Below are 22,466 nucleotides of genomic sequence, written 5' to 3'. Positions count from 1 at the left end.
TATAAAACACAAATTTCACAAATTAGCACAAAAAAATTCGTGAAAACTTGTGAAATTTGCTACTAAATTTTAAAATTTATTTTTTAGACATTTGCTCTGCCATTATCAAAGCATTGTATGCATTTACAATTTTACCTGATTTAGATGCTGAGGTAAAAGAACGTTTTTCTTTAGCTTCACCCAAAAGAACTTCTGTAGTAATTGGAGTTCCAGAATCCATAAGAATATGTTTTACTTGCGACGCAGTTAAACTTGGATAATAAGAGCGAACTAAAGCGGCAACTCCTGCAGCATTTGGCGATGCCATAGAAGTTCCTTGCTCATAAACATATTTATTGTTAGGAACAGTTGCATAAATTTTTACTCCAGGAGCAAATACATCAACATTATTTGAACCAAAATTAGAAAAATCGGCAACTAATTTAGAACCATATTCGTAGTTTAATGCGCCAATGGTTATAAGATTATCAGAAATTTCACTGCCACTCATTTCATCAGTTGGAAAATTTGGTTCGGTGTCAATATTTTTTGCATCGTTTCCTGCAGCATGAACAATTAAAACGTCTTTACTTGCTGCATATTTTATTGCATCCCAAACCCATTCTTTATTAGGTGAATAATCTTTTCCAAAACTTCCGTTAATAACTTTTGCACCATTATCAACCGCATATCGAATTGCTAATGCAATGTCTTTATCATATTCATCACCATTAGGAACTGCGCGAACAGCCATAATTTCAACATTGCTAGAAACAACTCCATCACCACCTTTTGAGTTACCTCTAATTTGAGCAATTATTCCAGAAACATGAGTTCCATGCAATGCATCTTCTACATCTGGTCCTTTTACGTTTCCGTTTCCATAGAATTTATTTTCCATATTCTCAGGATTATCTCCAGTTTTTCTTCCGTCATAATTTACATTAAGATTATAATTTATCATATCATAAACTTGATCTATCTGACCTTTTATATCTTCTTGAAAATTTGGTCCAACTTGAGATGCTACACTCATCATAATCATTTTACTCTGATTAAGTGATGCATCTGTTGTTACAATTTTTTTCATGTCATCAACAGTATAAATCTCTTTTTTTAAATGTGCTTTTATAGCTTTATCAGCTTTTACAATCATGTCCATTTGAGGTTTGTATTGCATCATCTCTGCTAATTTTGTATCTAATTCAGCTTTTGCTTTAGCATATTCTGGAGTATTGGCACCTTTTTTAACTATACGAGTTAATTCAAGGTTTTCATCTGTAGCATCTCCAAGAAAATTCCAACCATTAACATCATCTACAAATCCGTTATTGTCATCATCTTTTTTGTTTCCTGCAACTTCTTTTTTGTTAATCCAAACTCTTCCTTTTAAATCTTCATGGTCTATGTCAACGCCAGAATCAATTACTGCAACAACTATTTTAGTTCCTTTTTTGCTTTTAATTATTTCGGCATATGCTTTGTCTACACTCATTCCAGGAATGGTATCTTTTACTAAATCAAAGTGACTCCAACGTCTTAAATCTTCTTCTTTTAAAGGAGTAGTTTTTAAAGGAGTTTTATCAATATTGGCAGCATTGGTCGAAACCATTGGCGCCAAAGCTGGAGAACAACTTGATAAAATTAACGCTGCAAAAGCAGTAAGTAATGTAGGTTTAATAAATTTCATTATTTAAAGTTTTAATAAATTTGGTTTAAAAGTATTTAGTTTTTTACACGTTAGCAACTCATTAACATTAGATTAAGATATCTTGACATTTAAAAATTTCTTTTACTCTAATGCCTTTTTCGGTTTTTTCGACTGTAATGATTTCATTATGAGCATCATGTTCTAAAAATAAATGATAATTATTTTCAGCTGCGGCATTTAAAAATTTTGCTTTTTCTGGTAAGGTTAATAGCGGTCTTGTATCATAACCCATAACATATGGCAAAGGTAAGTGTCCTGCGGTAGGAATTAAGTCTGCACAAAAAACTATAATTTTATCTTTATATTTAATATGAGGAATCATCATTTTTTCGGTGTGACCATCAACAAAGAAAATGTCAAAATCTAATTCTGACTTTTCTAAGAAATCACCTTCGTTTTTTTTAATAAAATTCAACTGACCACTTTCTTGAATAGGTAAAATATTTTCAGATAAAAAAGATGCTTTTTCTCTAGGATTTGGATTTGTTGCCCAATTCCAATGGCTTTTATTAGTCCAATATTTAGCATTTTTAAAAGCAACTTCGTATCCAGTTTTGTCTTTATTCCAATTAACACTTCCGCCACAATGGTCAAAATGCAAATGTGTCATAAAAACATCGGTAATATCATCTCTAGAAAAACCATATTTTGCCAATGATTTGTCCATAGAATGGGTTCCCCAAAGTGAATAATATCCAAAAAACTTCTCAGATTGCTTGTTTCCCATTCCGGTATCAATCAATATTAATCGGTTTCCATCTTCTATTAAAAGACATCGTGCAGCAATATCAATAAGATTATTTTCATCTGCTGGATTGGTTTTATTCCAAATAGTTTTAGGAACAACGCCAAACATTGCGCCACCATCGAGTTTAAAGTTTCCAGATTCTATTGGGTAGATTTTCATTGTTTTTTTGATATTAAAAGGTTGCAATTTACTAAATAGCTTTGTTTTATAACATTAAAATCATTTTTTTCTATACAATCATTCGTTATAAAAATGTTATTGGATATTGAAAAAAGCGATAATTGTAGTAACTTTGTGCATTATTTAGAAAAAATATAAATAAGCTATGATTAAAGTATCTGATATTGCCAAAAAGAAAATCGTTGATATGATGACCGATGATGGGTTTGACATTGCCCAAGACTATGTAAGAGTAGGCGTAAAAAGTGGTGGTTGCTCTGGTTTGTCTTATGAGTTAAAATTTGATAAAGAGATTGGTGAAAACGATAAAGTTTTTGAAGATAATGATGTGAAAATTGCTGTTGAAAAAAAATCGTTTTTGTATCTTGCAGGAACAATTTTAGAATTTTCTGGCGGATTAAACGGTAAAGGATTCGTATTTAATAATCCAAATGCAAGTAGAACTTGTGGTTGTGGAGAATCGTTTTCTCTTTAAAAAAATCTAAAAAAGCAAAAAGAATCTAAAAAAGCAAAAAGAATTTAAAAAATCTAAAAAAGCAAAAAAACTAAGAAGAAACTAAATTTTATGAATTTAAATTTGCTTTCGAATTTTTAGCTTTTTTAATATTTTCGATAAAAATCAAAAAATATGGCAAAATATAGTTCATTTGAAGAAATGGAAGTTTATCAGAAAGCTCTTGAATTTGGAGTTAAAGTCTATAAATTAACATTGACAAATCAACAAATCGCTAAAGATTTTGGATTAAAAGATCAATTACAAAGAGCAGCATTATCAATTTCAAATAATATTGCAGAAGGATTTGAAAGAGAAACTAAAAAAGAATTAATAAGATTTCTTTATTTTTCAAAAGGTTCAGCAGGTGAATGTAGAAATATGTTTAATTTTTGAAATTATTAGAGTACATTAATGAAGAAAATTTTTATAATCATAGAAATGATGTTTTAGAAATATCAAAACAATTAGGAAATTATATTAAATATCTAAAAAATTTAGAAAAACAAGACAAGTAAGAATCAAAAAAATCCAAATAATATAATCGAAAAAAGCAAAAAGAGTTTATTAAAATAGTGTTTCTGTTTTTTAGATTTTTTAGATTTTTCAATTTTTAGATTAAAAAATGAGTAAATACACAGAAGACGATTTAAAAATCGAATTAGAAACTAAAGAATACGAATACGGATTTTATACAGATATAGAATCGGAAACTTTTCCTATTGGTTTAAACGAAGATATTGTTCGTGCTATTTCTTTAAAAAAAGAAGAACCACAATGGATGACCGATTGGCGCATTGAAGCGTTTCGTGCTTGGCAAGAAATGGTAGAACCAGAATGGGCAAATGTTCGTTATGAAAAACCCGATTTTCAAGCAATTTCGTATTATTCTGCACCAAAATCTATTGATCCCAATAAAACATTAGACGATGTTGATCCTGAACTTTTAGCAATGTATAAAAAGCTAGGAATTAATGTGGATGAGCAAAAAATGATGAACAACATTGCAATGGATATTGTGGTAGATTCTGTTTCAGTTGCAACTACATTTAAGAAAACATTAGGTGAAAAAGGAATTATTTTTTGTTCGATTTCTGATGCCATTAAACAACATCCAGAATTAGTAAAAAAATATCTTGGAACTGTTGTTCCACAAAGAGATAATTTTTATGCCGCATTAAATTCGGCAGTATTCTCTGACGGAAGTTTTTGTTATATTCCAAAAGGCGTTCGTTGTCCAATGGAATTATCAACTTATTTCAGAATTAATCAAGCTGGAACAGGACAATTTGAACGCACACTTTTAATTGCTGATGAAGGCAGTTATGTTTCCTATCTCGAAGGTTGTACTGCTCCAAGTCGTGACGAAAATCAATTACACGCAGCAGTTGTAGAATTAATTGCTTTGGATGATGCCGAAATAAAATATTCAACGGTTCAAAACTGGTATCCTGGAAATAAAGAAGGAAAAGGTGGCGTTTATAATTTTGTTACCAAAAGAGGAATTTGCGAGAAAAATGCAAAAATTTCTTGGACACAAGTCGAAACCGGATCGGCAATTACTTGGAAATATCCATCGGTTATTTTAAAAGGCGACAACTCTATTGGCGAATTTTATTCGATTGCAGTTACCAATAATTTTCAACAAGCCGATACTGGAACGAAGATGATTCACATTGGAAAAAATTCAAAATCGACTATAATTTCCAAAGGAATTTCGGCCGGAAAATCTCAAAATAGTTATCGTGGTTTGGTTAGAATTGGCGCAAATGCTGATAATGCTCGTAATTTTTCACAATGCGATTCGTTGTTGATGGGAAATAATTGTGGTGCGCATACGTTTCCATATATTGAAAGTAAAAACACATCGGCCAAAATTGAACACGAAGCAACAACAAGTAAAATTGGCGAAGACCAAGTTTTTTATTGTAATCAAAGAGGAATTCCAACCGAGAAAGCAATTGCATTAATCGTAAATGGTTTTAGTAAAGAAGTTTTAAATAAATTACCAATGGAATTTGCTGTTGAAGCTCAGAAGTTGTTGGAGATTTCACTTGAAGGAAGTGTAGGATAAAAACAATGTAAGTAATGCCAAAACTATTTGAATATTTAGGATTAATAATAATGTTCTATTCTAATGAACACGAACCAATTCACGTTCACGTTATTTATAATGAGTTTGAAAGTAAGGTTGAATTTATTATCTAAAATGGAATAATTACCGAAATAATTATAAAAAATGTAAAAGGAAGAAATCCAATTCAAGGAGGCAAACTACAAGATTTGAAAGATTTATTAGAATTTAAATCAGAAGAAATTGTACAAAAATGGGTTGATTTTTTTGTTTATCACAAAAGCATTAATTTTGAAAAAATAAATACAAAACTAAAATGATAATTACACAAAATTATTCGGAAGAAGATGTAAAAGTTATCAATATTGTAGAAGCAAAATTGATAAACGATTATGTCATTCAATTTATTTTTGATGATAAAGTAGAGCGAAAAATTGATTTTTATCCTTTTTTGAACGCTTCTAAAAATTTAATGACTAGAAAATATTTGGAAACAGAAAATTTTAAAAACTTTTCTATTAAATACGGAGATATTGTTTGGAATGATTATGAAATGTGTTTCCCTATTTGGGATTTATATTCAGGAAAAATTTAAATAAATTACCAATGTAATTTGCTGTTGAAGCTCCGAAGATTTTGGAGATAAGCTTGGAAGGAAGTGTTGGATAAAATATTTGTTTCAGGTTTCAGGTTTCAAGTTTAAACCTAACATTGAAATAAACAGAATATAACATAATAAGTAAAATTAATTAACTTGAAACTTTAAACCTGAAACTAAAAAAATTATGGATATAGTTTTAAAAAATGTAAAGAAAAAAGATTTTCCAGTGTTAAAATCATTGGCAAAAGCACTTGGTTTTGAAATTGTTGAAGAAAAAGAGAAACCCTATAATCCTGAATTTGTAAAAGAAATTCTAGAAGCAAGGGAAGAATTAAAACAGGGAAAAGGAATAAAAATGACTTTAGAGGAAATAGACAAGTTATGGAAATAATATTTTCTAAAAAAGCCAAGAAAGATTTAGAATTTTGGACTAAAACAGGAAATAAATCGATACTTAAAAAAATATCAGAATTGTTAAGAGCAATTCAAGATAATCCATTTGAAGGTATTGGAAAACCAGAACCTTTGAAACATAATTTATCTGGTTATTGGTCAAGGAGAATTAGTTAAGAACATCGAATTATTTATGAAATTGTTGACGAGAACACTATTGAAATATAAAATATTATTTCATTAAAAGGGCATTATGAATAACAAAAAAGTAATTATTGTTGGTTCTTCTCGTAATAATGGAAATACAACCAATATTGTTGATGCAATTTCAAGCCAATGTAATTTTGATGTGATTAATTTGAAAGACTATCAAATCTCATATTACGATTACGAAAGCAAAAACAGAAACGACGATTTTTTACCATTAATGAAATCAATTATTGAAAAATATGATACATTAATTTTTGCGACACCAATTTATTGGTACAGTATGAGTGGCATTATGAAAGTGTTTTTTGATCGATTTTCGGATTTAATTCGAATTGAAAAAGAAACAGGAAGACAATTAAGAGGAAAAAAAGTAGCTGTTTTTTCCAATTCTCACGACGATGAAATAGATTATGATTTTTATACTCCTTTTCGAAAATCGGCTGAATATTTAGGGATGGAATACCTTGGTGATAAGCACTTTAATGCAGATGAGTTTAATAAAGACAACAAAATACAATTAGATTTTTTAAATTAATTTAAAAATGAGATAATATGAAAATTTGTAAATGGAAGAAAAAGAAAATATTATAATAAAACTAACATTTCAGTTTGCATTAGATGTTATTAGTTATTGTGAAGAATTGCAAATAGACAAAAAATATGTTATTGCTAATCAGCTTTTAAAATCTGGAACATTAATAGGAGCAAATATTAGAGAAGCTCAAAATGCAAAAAGCAAAGCTAATTTTATTCATAAATTTAAAATATCGGCAAAAGAAATAGAAGAAACTATTTATTGGTTAGAACTTTGTAAGTTTTCTAAAAATTATCCAAACGCAAATAATTTAATTGAACAACTAAATAACATTTCAAGAATAGTCAATAAAATAATTATAACAACAAAACAAAAATAAACTTGGAATTTCCAAATTTCCAAATTATCAAATTTCCAAATTAACTATGTTACAAATAAAAAATTTACACGCTTCAATAGAAGACAAAGAAATATTAAAAGGCATCAATCTTGAAATAAAAGCTGGAGAAGTTCACGCAATTATGGGTCCAAATGGCGCAGGAAAAAGCACACTAGCGTCAATTGTTGCAGGTAACGAAAACTACACAGTAACTGATGGAAAAATCTTTTTAGAAGGAGAAGACATTTCAGAATTAGCAACAGAAGAAAGAGCACACAAAGGCGTTTTCTTATCGTTTCAATATCCTGTAGAAATTCCTGGAGTTTCGGTTACCAATTTTATCAAAACAGCTATAAACGAAACTAGAAAAGCCAACGGTAAAGAAGACATGCCAGCCAACGAAATGCTAAAATTAATTCGTGAAAAATCTGAATTATTAGAAATTGATAGAAAATTTTTATCACGTTCATTAAACGAAGGGTTTTCTGGTGGAGAAAAAAAACGAAACGAAATTTTTCAAATGGCAATGCTAGAACCAAAAATTGCAATTCTAGACGAAACCGATTCTGGTTTAGATATTGACGCACTTCGAATTGTAGCAAATGGTGTAAATAAATTAAAAAACGAAAACAACGCAGTACTTGTAATTACGCATTACCAACGTTTGTTAGATTATATAATTCCAGATTTTGTTCACGTTTTAATGGACGGAAAAATTGTAAAATCTGGCGGAAAAGAATTGGCATACGAACTTGAAGAAAAAGGTTACGATTGGATTAAAACGGAATTAGTTTAAAAATAATTGTTTCAGGTTAATTAAAATTGTTTCAGGTTTCAAGTTAATTCGTATTAGAGAATATGTGTCATTTAATTTATTGAGAACTTGAAAATTTAAACAAAAAAAACTTGAAACAAAAAAACTAAAACAAAATATACCATAAAATAAAATATGGCTACAATCAATAAGTTTGAAGATCTAGAAATCTGGCAAGAAGCAAGAAGACTTGCAAAAGAAATTTATTTAATTTCTAAAGAAACAGATTTAAAAACCGATTTTAGACTTAAAGATCAAATAAAAGCGTCGTCTGGTTCTGTTATGGATAATATTGCTGAAGGATTTGAAAGAGACGGTAATTTAGAATTTCGTCAATTTTTATCTATTGCAAAAGGTTCTGCAGGCGAATCAAGATCACAGATATATAGACTTTTTGATTATGAATACATTTCAGAAGAACAGTTTGTTGAATTAAAAAGCAAATATGAAAACTTAAGTGAAAAGATTAAAAACTTTATCACATATTTAAATAAAAAAGATTTTAAAGGAAACAAGTTTCAATAACCTGAAACCTTAAACAAAAAAAACCTGAAACAAAAAACAGGAAAACAATGGATTTAAAAGAAAAATTAGTATCGTCTTTTATGGCGTTTGAAGAGCAAATAGACGTTCATTCAGAACTTCACGATGTGCGAACATTAGCCATAAAAAACTTCGAAAATAAAGGTTTTCCAACTAAAAAAGACGAAGCTTGGAAATATACATCACTGAATGCCATTCTAAAAAATGACTATTCTGTTTTTCCAAAACACGAAAATGCAGTTGAATTTGCTGCTGTAAAAAAATATTTCCTTCACGAAATTGATACGTACAAAGTAATTTTTGTAGACGGAAAATTCTCCTCTTTTTTATCGGCAACAACCCACGATGGATTGGATGTTTGCCTAATGTCATCTGCATTATCAAAACCTAAATATAAGTTGGCAATTGACGAATATTTCAATAAAATTGCAAGTAAAGACGAAAGTTTAACTACATTAAATACCGCTTTTGCAAACGAAGGTGCATACATAAACATTCCAAAAAGTAAGGTTGTCGAAAAACCAATCGAAATCATTTATTTCTCTACAGGAATAGAAGATGCGTTAATGGTTCAACCAAGAAATCTAGTAATTGTTGGCGAAAATGCACACGTTCAAATTATTGAAAGACATCAATGTTTAAATGAAAACCCAGTGTTAACCAATTCGGTTACAGAGATTTTTGCTGAAAAACGATCTGTTGTAGATTACTATAAAATTCAGAATGATTTACTAACTGCCAATTTAATTGACAATACTTATATTGCTCAAAAAGACAACAGTTTTGTTTCGGTTCATACGTTTACTTTTGGTGGAAACATCACTCGTAACAACCTAAATTTCTATCATCAAGGCGAACACATCGATTCTACATTAAAAGGAATAACCATAATTGGCGACAAGCAACACGTAGATCATTACACTTTGGTGCAGCACGCAACACCCAATTGCGAAAGCCATCAAAACTATAAAACCATCCTTTCAGACAGCGCAACAGGTGTTTTTAACGGAAAGATTTTTGTAGAAAAAGAAGCCCAAAAAACAGATGCTTTTCAGCAAAACAACAACATTTTGTTAAGCGACAAAGCCACAATAAATGCCAAGCCACAACTAGAAATTTTTGCCGACGATGTAAAATGTTCGCACGGTTGCACCATTGGTCAACTAGACGAAAACGCAATGTTTTACATGCAACAACGTGGTATTCCCAAGAAAGAAGCCAAGGCATTATTGATGTACGCGTTTTCTAATGAAGTAATTGAAAGCATCAAAATTCCAGAACTTAAAAAACGAATTACTAAAATTATTGCTACTAAATTGGGCGTTAATTTAGGATTTGATTTGTAACGTTTAATTAAAAAAAATTCTAGTTAATTGTGTAACTATTAATATCTTTTTCATCAATTGAATTGTCAGAATTTGTTGTTATAAATTTAATTATTCCAATATTTTCCGCATACCAATATTCTTCAGAACTATTTGTTATTTGGTCATTAGCATTAATAGAAATAGTGATTCTGGTTTTAATCACATTTGGATAAGTTGTTCCATTTAGAAGCAATTCTCCTTTAAAATAATTAATTCCAGTATAATCTACTTTAAAAGGAAGTGTTCCAGAAGTTCCGTTTCCAGAAAAGGTAACCTTAGGAGATACTCTTCCGGTCCAACTATCATTTACTGCATAATCATCTTTTAAAATTGGCAATTCATAACTTTTAATTGTAATATCTAAACCATCTTGATTAAACGTCGTGTCACCGGATTTTATAAAATATGTTGCACCTTTTTTCGCAAACCAATGTGTCATCACAAAAGTATCACTATCATCAATATATTGATAATAAGTTTGGCCACTAAAGCTTGTTGTTCCAGTGATTTCCATTTCCGTTATGAGACTTTGACTTATATCAAAATACTTCCAATTATTACCAATTGATAATGGAAAATAATTTCCTGTAGAGGTTCCAAAAGATTCACCATTATCATCACTGCTGCAAGAAGAAAATAATGTTGAGGTAAGGATTAATAATACTGTAATAAATCTGATTGTTTTTTTCATAAGTTCTTATTTTTAAGTGATTGTAAAGTTATATAATTTTAACTAAATTAACCAAAACACATTTATTAATTCTTTAAACTCCCAACAACCTCGCTCAAAAACCCATTAAAATCAAAATCTTCGCTCAGTCCCATTCTTACAATTACTAAATCGTGACTTGGAAAAACCGCAACCATTTGACCTTGATAACCGCTTGCATAAAACATGTCTCTTGGAACATCTGGAAAATATCCGCCAGCATTTAACCAAAAATGCGCTCCATATCTTCCGTTTGAAGTATTTGTTGGAGTTGCAACGTATTTCGCCCAACTTTCGTCAAATAATTGTTCGCCATTCCAATTACCCTTGTGTAAATAGAGTAATCCAAATTTTGCCCAATCTCTTGTAGTTGCCCAACCATAGGACGAACCAACAAAGTTTCCAGCCATATCGGTTTCTACCAATGCAGAGTTCATCCCAATTTTATCCAATAATGATGAATACCAAAAATCTAAATAGTCTTGATGAGTTTTAAACTTATTTCTCAGAATTTTAGACAACAAATTGGTCGTTCCAGAAGAGTAATTCCAATGTGTATTTGGTGCAAATTGTTTTGGTTTTTCAAGCTGTAACTTTCCCATATCTTCTGCTTGAAAAAGCATTTTAGTGGCATCAGATATTTTTTCATAGTTTTCTTCCCATTCCAATCCAGAGTTCATATGAAGCAAATCGTTTAGTGTAATGTTTTTACGTGAATCAGTTGCCCATTCATCAATTGGTGCAGGTTTATCAATGTCTATTTTGCCTTGTTTTTGAAGTATTCCAAATAATGTTCCTGTGATACTTTTTGTCATCGACCAACCTAAAATTTTAGAATTTTTATTGAAACCAACATCATATTTTTCAGCAATTATTTTGTCTTTATAAATCACTATTACAGAACGTGTTCTTTTGTTTTTTATGCCTTTTTTATCAAAAGCATTTTCAACTGTAGTATTTAATTTCTGGTAATCAATATTTGTGAAAGCAGTATCTTTTAATTCTAAATCTCCAAACGGAAAAGGAAGCGCTCTTTTTAATTGGGTTCTTTTAGGAGTTTCATAAGGTTTAGAAACATCAAAATCATCATTGATTAATGTTGCGCCCAAACCTTCGCGATAAATAGCCTTTCTTTCCTTAAATCCGTAAACTTTTGAGGTTACAAACCGTTCAGCATCATCAATTTCATTAGTTGCCCAATCTATTTTGTCAATATCGTTGTCGCCTTGCTTAATAGTTTCCAAACTTCGATTATCAATAAAATGTCCAGAAGCAACACTTTTTGAAGCAAAACCAGATATCAAATCGAGTTGTGGATAGATTTCTATTCGAAGATAAACCAAAACCAATAGTAGTAGAACAGCGAGAATTTTAAAGAATTTTTTCATGAAAGTAAATTTTAAGCAATTTATAAAAAATTAGCCATGGATTATACAGATTAAACAGATTTAATAAAATTACATTTTTAATTCATTAAAATTACAATAAATCCATGCCTATCAATAAAATCCGTTTAATCCGTGGCTTAACACTTTCAATAATTATTAACAAACGTTTGATAATATTCCGTTTCAATTTGCTTACTTTTGTATTTAGAATTTTTATAAATAAGGATGTTAGATATAAATAAAATAAGAGCCGATTTTCCTATACTTTCACAAAAAGTTAATGGCAAACCATTAATATATTTTGATAACGGTGCAACTTCTCAAAAACCTCAAGTTGTGATTGATGCAATTACAAAATATTATCAAGAAATAAATGCTAATATTCATCGCGGTGTACATACTTTAAGCCAATTAGCAACAGATGCTTATGAGCAATCTCGCTCAAAAATTCAAAATCATATAAATGCTAAATTTCCATACGAAGTAATTTTTACATCAGGCACAACACATGCTATTAATGCTGTTGCAAATGGTTTTGCTTCATTGTTGAAAGTTGACGATGAGGTTATGGTTTCGGCATTAGAACATCATAGTAATATTGTGCCATGGCAAATGTTATGTGAAAAAACCGGAGCAAAATTAGTTGTAATTCCTATGAACAATGAAGGCGAATTGATTCTTTCAGAATTTGATAAATTACTTTCTACAAATACTAAAATTGTAACTGTAAATCATATATCAAATGCGTTAGGAACTTTGAATCCTATAAAATATATGATAGAAAAAGCGCATCAAGTTGGTGCTGCAATATTAATCGATGGAGCACAAGCTGTTCCACATTTAAAACCTGATGTTCAAGAATTAGACTGTGATTTTTATGTTTTTTCTGGGCACAAAATTTTTGGTCCAACAGGAGTTGGAATATTATATGGAAAAGAAGAGTGGCTTAGAAAATTACCGCCATATCAAGGTGGAGGAGAAATGATTGCAACAGTTTCGTTTGAGAAAACTACTTATGCAGATTTGCCTCATAAATTTGAAGCCGGAACTCCAAATATAGAAGCCGGAATTGTTCTTGGAACAGCAATTGATTATTTAAACGAAATAGGTTTTGAAAACATACAAGCTTATGAACACGAATTATTAGTATATGCAACGTCAAAATTATTAGAAATAGAAGGTTTAAGAATCTTTGGTCCTGAAATTTCAGGATTGAATAAAGCGTCTGTAATTTCATTTAATATCGAAGGAATTCATCCGTATGACATTGGCACGATTATAGATAAATTAGGAATAGCGGTACGAACCGGACATCATTGCGCACAACCGATTATGGATTTCTATAAAATTCCAGGAACAATTAGAGCGAGCTTTGCTTTTTATAATTCTAAAGAAGAAATTGATATCTTTGTCGAAGCTGTTAAAAAAGCTAAAATGATGCTGTCCTAAAAATATAAAAAAACTTAAAAAAATGAAAAAAATTTCCCTATTACTTACAATTGCATTTGCTTTTATGAGTTGTAATTGTCAAAAAAAAGCAGTTGAAACCACTACTTTAACATCTAATGAAACGTCAGCAAATCAAGAAAAACAAATGCCAAAATTTGTATATGAAGCCAATACAAGAGGGTTTTATCAAAAAATAACTATCGAAAACAAGCTCGTTACAGTTTCTAACGATAGAAATGGAGGCGAAAAAGGCGAGTCATCAAGAATTTCTGAAAATGATTGGAGTGAACTTCAAAGTTATTTTGAAACTTCAATGTTAGAAAATCTATCAGCTTATAATGATCCTACTCAAAAACGATTTTATGATGGCGCAGCTATTGCAAATTTAAAAGTAAATAGTAATGGAAAAGAATATCAAACTAAAGATTTTGACCATGGTTTTCCACCAGTTGAAATTGAAAAATTAATAAATAAAATAGTCTCTTTTGGAAAAAAAGAATAATTAATTAAAATGACTATAAAAGAAATACAAGAGGAAATAGTTGATGAGTTTTCAATGTTTGATGATTGGGATGAACGATTTCAATATATTATTGATTTAGGAAAAAACCTTCCTTTAATAGATGAAAAATATAAAACAGATGAAAATACTATCAAAGGTTGCCAATCAAAAGTTTGGTTGATAGGAAAATTAAATGAAGATAAAATAGTTTTTACTGCCGATAGTGATGCTATAATTACTAAAGGAATAATAGCCATTTTGATACGCGTTTTTTCAAATCAAAAACCAAATGAAATTTTAGAGGCAAATACCGATTTTATTAATGAAATTGGTTTAAAAGAACATTTGTCACCTACTCGTGCAAACGGATTGGTTTCTATGATAAAACAGATAAAGATGTATGCATTAGCATTTAATGCAAAAATTAAATAACAAGATAATAACATTCAGCAGAGATGCTGAAATAAATTCAGCATAAATGGAAGAATTTAAAGACGAAATAAATCTAGGAGAAAGCGTTGTAAAAGTTTTAAAAAGCATTTACGATCCAGAAATTCCTGTTGATATATATGAATTGGGATTGATTTATGATGTGATGATAAACGAAGATAACGAAGTAAAAGTTTTAATGACATTAACATCACCAAATTGCCCTGTTGCCGAAACTTTACCTCGAGAAGTAGAAGAAAAAGTTGCGAAAATAGAAACTGTAAAAACATGCGAAGTAGAAATTACATTTGATCCACCTTGGAGCAAAGATTTAATGAGTGAAGAAGCAAAACTGGAGTTGGGAATGTTATAAGATACTTAAATAAATTCAGCATAAATGGATGAAATAATAAATAAAGTTGCCAATTCTGTGCTGGAAGTTTTTGATTTGGAGGATTATTATCCAATAGGAATTAGAACACAAATAGACATATCGCATTGGCTTTTTGAAGGATTTCTTTTGCGCGAAAAAGATTTTCGTGAAAGCATGAAAAATCATGATTGGTCACAATACAACAATCAATATGTTGCAATAAATTGCTCTACAGATGCAATAATTCCGGCTTGGGCAAGTATTTTGGTTACAATAAACGTTTCTCCGTTTGCTAAAAAAGTTGTTTTAGGAACTATTTCAGATATTGAAACCTCTTTATATCAAGAGATACTTTCTAAAATTGATTATTCGCAATATCAAGACAAACCAATAATTATTAAAGGTTGTTCTAAAAAACCTGTTCCAGAAAGCGCTTATGTAATTGTAGCACAGTATCTTCTACCAATTGCAAAAAGTATAATGTATGGAGAAGCTTGTTCTGCAGTCCCATTATTTAAGAAAAAGTAGTTTAAATTCTACAAAATCAAGTAGTTACATGTTGTTTAAAATTTGTTAAAGTCAAATGTATTATTACCTTTGCACTCGAAAATTTAAAACAACAAACAAAAATGAAAAAAATTTTACTCACAATTTCGTTAGTATTTACAATTTCTACTTTATCAGCTCAAAGCAATGAAAAGTTAGCTTTAGAAAAATCTCAAGCAGCAGCAACTAAAGCTGTAGACACCACAAAATTAGGATGGAAAAAAACAGGAAACTTTGTTTTCTTGTTCAATCAATCAGCATTTAACAACGAGTGGCTTGGTGGCGGAACATCTAATATTGCAGGAAACATTGGTTTAAACTATGATGCAAATTACTCAACTAGAACTTCTATTTGGGACAATAAATTTATTGCGGCTTATGGATTAACAAAGTTAAAAGATCAAGATGTAACTAAATCTGATGATAGAATAGAAATTACTTCACTTTACGGAAAAAGAGTTGGTCAAAGTAATTGGTATTATTCAGGATTTTTAAATTTTAAAACTCAAATGGATTCTGGATTTGATAAAGCAACTGGAACTAAAATCTCGCATTTCTTCTCGCCTGCATATCTGCAAGTTGGACCAGGTATGTTGTGGAAAAAAAGCGACAATTTAAAAGTAAACTTTGCTCCAGCAACTTCAAGATTAATTTTTGTTCATAAAGAATTTACAGCAGGTTTGCCAAGTGGAGTTACTTATTTTGGTGTTGAAGCAAATGAAACTATGCGTTTTGAGTTTGGAGCAGCAGTTAGTGCTTACTACAAATTTAAAATAATGGAAAATGTTTCTTGGGAAAACATTCTTAATTTATATTCAAATTATTTAGACAAACCACAAAACGTTGATGTTGATTATCAAGCAAATATTGTTATGAAAATTAACAAATATATGTCTGCAAACATTTCATTACAAGCAATTTATGATGACAATGCTGTTAAAGCGGTTCAGGTTAGACAAGTATTTGGTTTAGGTGTAAATTACGGATTTTAATCCAAAATTAAACACAAACAAAATCCCTTTAGGTTACAGTCGACTTAAAGGGATTTTTTTTGAAAACGCACTAATTTTTATTCTACCTCAATATCTTTAAAATCTGGATATAAAAATTTATTGTAGGGAAACCGAGTTACATGAATTTCTCTTATTTTATCATAAATTACTTCTCTAAAAGATTCGAAATTTTCTTTGTTTAAAGCCGATATAAAAAGAGCTTTATCCTTTCCAATTTTAGACATCCATGTTTCCCTCCACTCATCAAGTGTATAGTGTTTCGTTGTTTTTTCGGTAATTAAATCATCAGTTTCAATAGTAAGATGTTTATAAGCATCAATTTTATTGAATACCATAATTATTGGCTTATCATTACTTTTTATATCTAAAAGAATTTGATTTACAGATGCAATATGTTCTTCAAAATCTGGATGAGAAATGTCTACAATATGAAGTAATAAATCTGCTTCTCGAACTTCATCAAGAGTGCTTTTAAAAGATTCAATAAGTTGAGTTGGTAGTTTTCTAATAAAACCAACAGTGTCAGAAAGCAAAAACGGTAAATTGCCAATTACAACTTTTCTAACTGTAGTGTCTAATGTAGCAAAAAGTTTATTTTCTACAAAAACCTCACTTTTACTAATGACATTCATTAATGTTGATTTCCCAACATTTGTATATCCAACTAAAGCAACACGAACCATTGCTCCACGATTACCACGTTGCACTGACATTTGTTTATCAATAGTCTTAATTTTTTCTTTTAACAATGCTATTCTATCGCGAACAATTCTTCGGTCAGTTTCTATTTCAGTTTCTCCTGGACCACGAAGACCAATTCCTCCTTTTTGACGCTCAAGGTGTGTCCACATTCCTGAAAGTCTAGGCAGCAAGTATTGACATTGCGCTAATTCAACTTGTGTTCTGGCATAAGAAGTTTCAGCACGTTGAGCAAAAATATCTAGAATAAGATTGGTTCTATCTAATATTTTACTGTCAATAATTTTAGAAATGTTTTTTTGTTGAGAAGGTGATAATTCATCATCAAAAATTACAGACGAAACATCATTTTCTTTACAATACAAGGCAATTTCATCCATTTTCCCTGTTCCTAAAAATGTTTTAGGATTTGGACGTTCCATTTTTTGCCAAAAACGTTTTACAACCTCACCGCCAGCAGTAAAAGTTAAAAACTCTAATTCGTCAAGATACTCTTGTAATTTTTCTTCGCTTTGATTTTGAGTTACAACACCCACAATTATTGTTTTTTCAAAACTTCTTTTTTCTTTTTCTAACATTAGTTTCTTTTTCTACTGCAAAAATAGATAAAATGCATAAAAAATCGACTATCTACAGGTTAAATTTATTTGTGCATTTTTATTTAGTTAAAAACATCAATTTTATTACTTTATTTATAAATTTTGTTAAATTTGGAAATTATATAAAACAAACAAACAAAAATAATTAATTTAAATTTCCTTATTAAATGAAGAAAATTACATTACTCATTCTAACTTTCTTTCTTTCATTTGTTAGTTACTCACAACTTGCATTAGAAGGATTTGAAAGCACAACTGGACCAGATCCGTTGCCATCAAGTAACTGGACTTTAGGAACTGGAAACTGGGCAGTTTTTGACAACGGTATTGGACTAGGTCAGCGTTGGGGAATCAATAATGGAGTTGCTACACCACCTTTAGTATACGCTGGCACAAATGCAGCATATATAAATAGAGAAAATATTGGTATAGGAAACACTTCCGAAGATTACCTTGCAACACCTTTAGTAACCGTGCCTCCAAATGGACAATTACGTTTTTTTACTCGTTCTTTTACACTTGGAAACACAGGAACCTTATATCAAGTAAAAGTCGCTCCATCTACTGCATTACAAAACAATCCTGCTGCATATACAACTCAACTAGTTGAATATACAGAAGATCAATTAACACTAGATCCTGCAGGAGTTCAAAATGCTTATAATATTTATACAGAGAAAATTATAAGTTTTCCAGCAGCAATGATTGGCACACAAGTATACGTTGCTTTTGTAATGAAATACAACCAAACTGTAACAGGTATTAGTGGTGACAGATGGTTGTTAGATAATGTTAGAATTGTAGAACAATGTTTAGACCCAACAACATTAACAGCAACAGGTTTATTATTCAATCAAGCAAGTTTATCTTGGGCTAATCCGAGTGGTGCAACTTCATGGGAAATCGAAGTTTTACCAGCAGCTTCTGTAGCAACAGGTGTAGGAGTAATATATAATGGTACTTTACCCTACATTGCAACTGGATTAACCGCAAATACTGCTTACAAATATTATGTAAGAGCTTTGTGTCCAGATGGAATAACAAGTAATTGGGTTGGACCATTTAGTTTTACAACCACTACAGCACCGCCAGTATGTGGTGGAAATTTTGTGGATTCTGGTGGACCAACTGGTAATTATGCAAATAATGCAAATATCACAACAGTAATATGTCCAACAACAGCAACAGAAATAGTTACAGTAACTTTTACCTCTTTTGCAGTTGAAAATGGATTTGATTTCTTAAAAGTTTATGATGGAAATGGAATTACTTCTCCTCTTTTAGCAAATTTAACAGGAACAGCATTGCCTCCTTCATTTACATCGTCAGCACCTGGAGGATGTTTAACATTTGTGTTTACATCTGATGGAAGTGTCACTCCTGCTGGTTGGGTTGCAAATGTAACTTGTGCTCCAGCACCAACTTGTCCTAAACCATCTGCATTAGTAGCAACTACAGTAACTAATAATTCAGTAAATTTAGGTTGGACAAACAATAGTACTGCAACAGAATTTCAAGTTTTAACTTTGCCTTGTGGTTCACCAGTTCCAACAGCCACAACTACAGGTTGGGTTTCTACAACTACAAATCCATTTTTAATTACTGGGTTAAGCGCTACCACTTGTTACACATTTTATGTTAGAGCTGTATGTTCAACAACTGACATTAGCGAATGGTCAAATGGTTTAAATGTTACTACACAAGTAAATCCACCAGTTTGTGGAGGAACTTTTACAGATCCTGGTGGAGCAACAGCAAATTATACTAACAATACAGATTCTACAGTTACAGTTTGTCCACTAATAGTGGGAGATGCAGTTACAGTAACATTTACTGCATTTAATACTCAAATAAATGCTGACGGATTATATGTTTTTGATGGAAATTCAACTGCAGCTACTCAAATTTCTAGCGGAAACCCTGCAGGAACAGTTCCTGGTGGTTTGGCTGGATCATATTGGGGAACAGTAATTCCTGGACCTTTTACATCTTCAAGTCTAAATGGTTGTTTAACCTTTAGATTTAGAAGTGGAGCAGCAACTGTTGCTGCTGGTTGGGTAGCAAATGTTACTTGTGCGCTAGCGCCAACTTGTCCAAAAACAACTAATGTAGTTACATCTGTATTATTATCAACTTCTGTTACTTTAGGATGGACAAATAATAGTACCGCAACAACTTGGAATGTTTTAGCATTACCTTGTGGTTCACCTGCGCCAACATCAACAACAACAGGTTGGGTTTCAGCTACAACAAATCCATATATTTTAACTGGATTAACTCCAAATACTTGCTATACTTTATATGTTAGAAATGTTTGTTCTGCTACTGATTTAGGTTTATGGTCTACTGGAGTTAATATTACAACACCAGTGGCGCCACCAGTTTGTGGTGGAACTTTTACAGATCCAGGTGGAGCAACTGCTAATTATGCTAATAGTTTAAACGTTACAACAACAATTTGTCCTAATGTTACAACTGATCAAGTTACGGTTACTTTTACATCATTTGCTACTGAAGCAGGATTTGATCAACTAAGAATTTATGATGGCAATAGTGCTACTGCAACATTGTTAGGAACTTTTTCAGGAACAGCATTACCTCCTCAATTCACAGGTTCATCAGCAAGTGGTTGTTTAACATTTGTGTTTACAGCAGACGGAAGTATAAATGCTGCTGGTTGGATCGCAAATGTAATTTGTGCGCCAGCACCAACCTGTCCAAAACCAATAAATTTGCTTGCTACAGCTGTTAGCTCAACATCATCAAATTTATCATGGACAGAAGTTGGAACTGCAACATCATGGGAAATTATAATACAACCAGCTGGAGTAGGAATACCAGCTGCGACAGCAACTGGAATTATTGTATCAAGCACAACTTATTTAGCTACTGGTTTAACTGCAGGAGTTAATTATGAATTTTGGGTAAGAGCATTATGTTCTGCTACAGACATAAGTATATGGAATGGTCCAAGAACATTTTTTGTTACGACAACATGTAATGATTCTCAACCATTTTGTGGTGAAACAGGTTTAATTTATACTAATACAACTGGTGTTCCTAGCTTAGGAACTATAGGTTGTTTAATAACTACACCTAATCCAGCTTGGTTTTATTTTCAAGTATTAAATACAGGACCTCTAAATTTTCAAATTACTCAAGGAAATAATGCGCCTCTATATAATAATCAAGATGTCGATTTCATTGCTTATGGTCCTTTTGCTAATATAGCTGCAGCTTGTGGTAATTTGGCACCAACAGTTGCTTGTAGTTATTCGGCTGCTCCTATAGAGAACTTTACTATTCCTGGTGCTATAGCAGGTCAAATTTATGTTGTAATGATTACTAATTTTAGTAATAATCCTGGAACAGTTACTTTTAATCAAACTAATAATACAACTACTGGATCAGGAAGTACCAATTGTGAAATTGTTTGTAGTGTTGATTTAGGTTTAGATCAAGTTATTTGTAATGCAACTTCACATACTATAACAGCGACAATACAAGGAGCAACAACCTATACATGGTATTATAATAATGTTTTAATTCCAGGTGAAACTTCTCAAACTATAGTTGTTTCTCAATCTGGAGATTATAAATGTGTTATTACTTGTGGATTAAATACAGAAGAAGATATTGTAAATATTACTTTCAACACTGCTGTAACTCCAACATTTGATCCAATTGCAAATATTTGTCAAAACGGAACAGCTTCTGCTCTTCCTGCAATGTCAATTAATAGCATTCCTGGAACTTGGAATCCTTCAACAATCAATACATCTGTTGCAGGAACTTTCACATATACTTTTACACCTGCAATTGGTCAATGTGCAACTACATCTACAATAAACGTTACTATTGAAGCTCCAATTATACCAACATTTAATCCAATATCTGATATTTGTCAAAATACAACAGCACCATTACTTCCTTCAAACTCTACAAATGGGATTACAGGAACATGGAATCCTGCTACAATTGACACATCTGTTATAGGAACAGTAACTTTTACATTTACTCCAGACAATACTCCAACTCAAACATGTGTTGCTACTTCAACAATAAATGTTACTATTTCAGGAGAAATTTTACCAACATTTATTCCAATTCCAAATGTATGTCAAAACACAGTTGGGCCAGTTTTACCATTGGTTTCTTCTAATGGTGTTTCTGGAACATGGAATCCATCAATTATTGACTCTTCTATTGTTGGGACATTTGTATATACTTTTACACCTGATGCAATTACAAGTCAATCCTGTGCAATTAGTACAACTATAAGTATCTCAATAATTGCACCTATAGTAACAACCTTTAATGCTATTGCTGCAATTTGTATAAATGATGTTGCACCATTATTACCTACAATTTCTAACGAAGGATTTGCAGGAACTTGGAATCCAGCAATAATTGATACGACAACAGCTGGTATATTTGTTTATACATTTACACCTAATTCTGAAATTTGTGCTACAACTGCTACATTGAATATTACAATCAATGCTTTAACAGTTCCGTTATTCAATTCAATACCAAACATTTGTAAAGACTTGGTTGCTCCGGCATTGTCAACAACATCTATAAATGGATATACAGGAACATGGTCGCCAGCTACAATTGATACATCAGTTGTTGGAACATTTGTTTATACATTTACGCCAGATGCTGGACAATGTGCAGTAACAACAACTTTAAGTGTTACAATAGATGCACCATCAATTGTTCCAACATT

24 protein-coding genes are annotated in these 22,466 nt (G+C 31.0%); 19 read left to right on the top strand and 5 right to left on the bottom strand.

Translation table 11 applies throughout. The features are described from left to right. Positions 1-76: 76 nt before the first annotated feature. Together ACH2BO_RS04100 and ACH2BO_RS04095 are read right to left on the bottom strand one after the other, a co-directional pair. Positions 77-1,669 carry a S8 family peptidase gene (locus ACH2BO_RS04100; protein WP_395043484.1) on the bottom strand — a complete coding sequence of 531 codons (1,593 nt, stop codon included), beginning with the start codon at positions 1,667-1,669 and terminating at the stop codon, positions 77-79. A 67-nt stretch (positions 1,670-1,736) separates the two neighbouring features. Continuing rightward, positions 1,737-2,597 carry an MBL fold metallo-hydrolase gene (locus ACH2BO_RS04095; RefSeq protein ID WP_395043483.1) on the bottom strand — a complete coding sequence of 287 codons (861 nt, stop codon included), beginning with the start codon at positions 2,595-2,597 and terminating at the stop codon, positions 1,737-1,739. Positions 2,598-2,763: 166 nt separating this feature from the next. On the opposite strand from ACH2BO_RS04095, the gene ACH2BO_RS04090 reads away from it, so the two are divergent. From ACH2BO_RS04090 to sufD, 12 genes are all read left to right on the top strand, one after another. Next, entirely contained in the window at positions 2,764-3,093 is a 330-nt protein-coding gene (locus ACH2BO_RS04090; protein ID WP_395043482.1) for a HesB/IscA family protein, read from the top strand. A gap of 153 nt (positions 3,094-3,246) precedes the next feature. Further along, entirely contained in the window at positions 3,247-3,507 is a 261-nt protein-coding gene (locus ACH2BO_RS04085) for a four helix bundle protein (protein WP_395043481.1), read from the top strand. 229 nt (positions 3,508-3,736) lie between these two features. Continuing rightward, positions 3,737-5,185, top strand: coding sequence for a Fe-S cluster assembly protein SufB (sufB, locus tag ACH2BO_RS04080; RefSeq protein WP_395043480.1), 1,449 nt, complete (start codon positions 3,737-3,739; stop codon positions 5,183-5,185). A 14-nt stretch (positions 5,186-5,199) separates the two neighbouring features. Beyond that, positions 5,200-5,319 (top strand): DUF4160 domain-containing protein, encoded by a 120-nt coding sequence (locus ACH2BO_RS04075; RefSeq protein WP_395043479.1) that lies wholly within the window; start codon positions 5,200-5,202, stop codon positions 5,317-5,319. Positions 5,320-5,501: 182 nt separating this feature from the next. Next, on the top strand, positions 5,502-5,780 hold the full coding sequence (locus ACH2BO_RS04070) for a hypothetical protein (RefSeq protein WP_395043478.1): 279 nt from the start codon (positions 5,502-5,504) through the stop codon (positions 5,778-5,780). 190 nt (positions 5,781-5,970) lie between these two features. Then, positions 5,971-6,177 carry a DUF2683 family protein gene (locus ACH2BO_RS04065; protein ID WP_395043477.1) on the top strand — a complete coding sequence of 69 codons (207 nt, stop codon included), beginning with the start codon at positions 5,971-5,973 and terminating at the stop codon, positions 6,175-6,177. Beyond that, positions 6,168-6,356 carry a Txe/YoeB family addiction module toxin gene (locus ACH2BO_RS04060; protein ID WP_395043476.1) on the top strand — a complete coding sequence of 63 codons (189 nt, stop codon included), beginning with the start codon at positions 6,168-6,170 and terminating at the stop codon, positions 6,354-6,356. The genes ACH2BO_RS04065 and ACH2BO_RS04060 overlap by 10 nt, the downstream gene beginning before the upstream one ends. 76 nt (positions 6,357-6,432) lie before the next feature. Beyond that, entirely contained in the window at positions 6,433-6,924 is a 492-nt protein-coding gene (locus ACH2BO_RS04055; RefSeq protein ID WP_395043475.1) for a flavodoxin family protein, read from the top strand. A 31-nt stretch (positions 6,925-6,955) separates the two neighbouring features. Then, positions 6,956-7,303 (top strand): four helix bundle protein, encoded by a 348-nt coding sequence (locus tag ACH2BO_RS04050; protein WP_395043474.1) that lies wholly within the window; start codon positions 6,956-6,958, stop codon positions 7,301-7,303. Positions 7,304-7,349: 46 nt separating this feature from the next. Then, complete coding sequence (gene sufC, locus ACH2BO_RS04045) at positions 7,350-8,099, top strand: Fe-S cluster assembly ATPase SufC (RefSeq protein WP_395043473.1); 750 nt, start codon at positions 7,350-7,352, stop codon at positions 8,097-8,099. Between the two features lie 153 nt (positions 8,100-8,252). Continuing rightward, positions 8,253-8,642 (top strand): four helix bundle protein, encoded by a 390-nt coding sequence (locus ACH2BO_RS04040; RefSeq protein ID WP_395043472.1) that lies wholly within the window; start codon positions 8,253-8,255, stop codon positions 8,640-8,642. A 47-nt stretch (positions 8,643-8,689) separates the two neighbouring features. Beyond that, positions 8,690-10,006: a Fe-S cluster assembly protein SufD gene (gene sufD / locus ACH2BO_RS04035; protein ID WP_395043471.1), complete on the top strand. Its 1,317-nt coding sequence runs from the start codon at positions 8,690-8,692 to the stop codon at positions 10,004-10,006. A gap of 19 nt (positions 10,007-10,025) precedes the next feature. Here sufD and ACH2BO_RS04030 read toward each other — a convergent pair whose 3' ends face one another. Both ACH2BO_RS04030 and ACH2BO_RS04025 read right to left on the bottom strand, forming a co-directional pair. Then, entirely contained in the window at positions 10,026-10,718 is a 693-nt protein-coding gene (locus ACH2BO_RS04030) for a hypothetical protein (RefSeq protein ID WP_395043470.1), read from the bottom strand. 65 nt (positions 10,719-10,783) lie between these two features. Further along, complete coding sequence (locus ACH2BO_RS04025; RefSeq protein ID WP_395043469.1) at positions 10,784-12,124, bottom strand: serine hydrolase domain-containing protein; 1,341 nt, start codon at positions 12,122-12,124, stop codon at positions 10,784-10,786. Between the two features lie 225 nt (positions 12,125-12,349). On the opposite strand from ACH2BO_RS04025, the gene ACH2BO_RS04020 reads away from it, so the two are divergent. The 6 genes from ACH2BO_RS04020 to ACH2BO_RS03995 all read left to right on the top strand — a co-directional run bounded on the left by ACH2BO_RS04020 (position 12,350) and on the right by ACH2BO_RS03995 (position 16,415). Beyond that, positions 12,350-13,573: an aminotransferase class V-fold PLP-dependent enzyme gene (locus tag ACH2BO_RS04020; RefSeq protein ID WP_395043468.1), complete on the top strand. Its 1,224-nt coding sequence runs from the start codon at positions 12,350-12,352 to the stop codon at positions 13,571-13,573. A gap of 22 nt (positions 13,574-13,595) precedes the next feature. Continuing rightward, positions 13,596-14,075, top strand: a complete 480-nt coding sequence (locus ACH2BO_RS04015) for a hypothetical protein (RefSeq protein ID WP_395043467.1) — start codon at positions 13,596-13,598, stop codon at positions 14,073-14,075. Between the two features lie 9 nt (positions 14,076-14,084). Continuing rightward, entirely contained in the window at positions 14,085-14,507 is a 423-nt protein-coding gene (locus ACH2BO_RS04010; protein WP_395043466.1) for a SufE family protein, read from the top strand. A gap of 46 nt (positions 14,508-14,553) precedes the next feature. After that, a complete protein-coding gene (locus ACH2BO_RS04005) occupies positions 14,554-14,877 on the top strand; it encodes an SUF system Fe-S cluster assembly protein (protein ID WP_395043465.1) in 324 nt (107 codons plus the stop codon). Positions 14,878-14,901: 24 nt separating this feature from the next. Further along, positions 14,902-15,405 (top strand): DUF2480 family protein, encoded by a 504-nt coding sequence (locus ACH2BO_RS04000; RefSeq protein ID WP_395043464.1) that lies wholly within the window; start codon positions 14,902-14,904, stop codon positions 15,403-15,405. 101 nt (positions 15,406-15,506) lie between these two features. Beyond that, positions 15,507-16,415: a DUF3078 domain-containing protein gene (locus tag ACH2BO_RS03995; RefSeq protein WP_395043463.1), complete on the top strand. Its 909-nt coding sequence runs from the start codon at positions 15,507-15,509 to the stop codon at positions 16,413-16,415. Between the two features lie 77 nt (positions 16,416-16,492). Here the strand turns inward: ACH2BO_RS03995 and hflX are convergent, their stop codons facing one another. After that, positions 16,493-17,713 carry a GTPase HflX gene (gene hflX / locus ACH2BO_RS03990; RefSeq protein ID WP_395043462.1) on the bottom strand — a complete coding sequence of 407 codons (1,221 nt, stop codon included), beginning with the start codon at positions 17,711-17,713 and terminating at the stop codon, positions 16,493-16,495. 188 nt (positions 17,714-17,901) lie between these two features. Between hflX and ACH2BO_RS03985 the strand changes: the two genes are divergently transcribed. Next, positions 17,902-22,466, top strand: a 4,565-nt coding sequence (locus tag ACH2BO_RS03985) for a fibronectin type III domain-containing protein (RefSeq protein ID WP_395043461.1), incomplete at its 3' end; no start/stop codon positions are given.

It is taken from the genome of Flavobacterium sp. (genome assembly GCF_043773265.1).
Classification (GTDB): domain Bacteria; phylum Bacteroidota; class Bacteroidia; order Flavobacteriales; family Flavobacteriaceae; genus Flavobacterium.
Note: the sequence above shows the minus strand (reverse complement) of the source record. Positions and strands in the feature narration are given on the sequence as shown.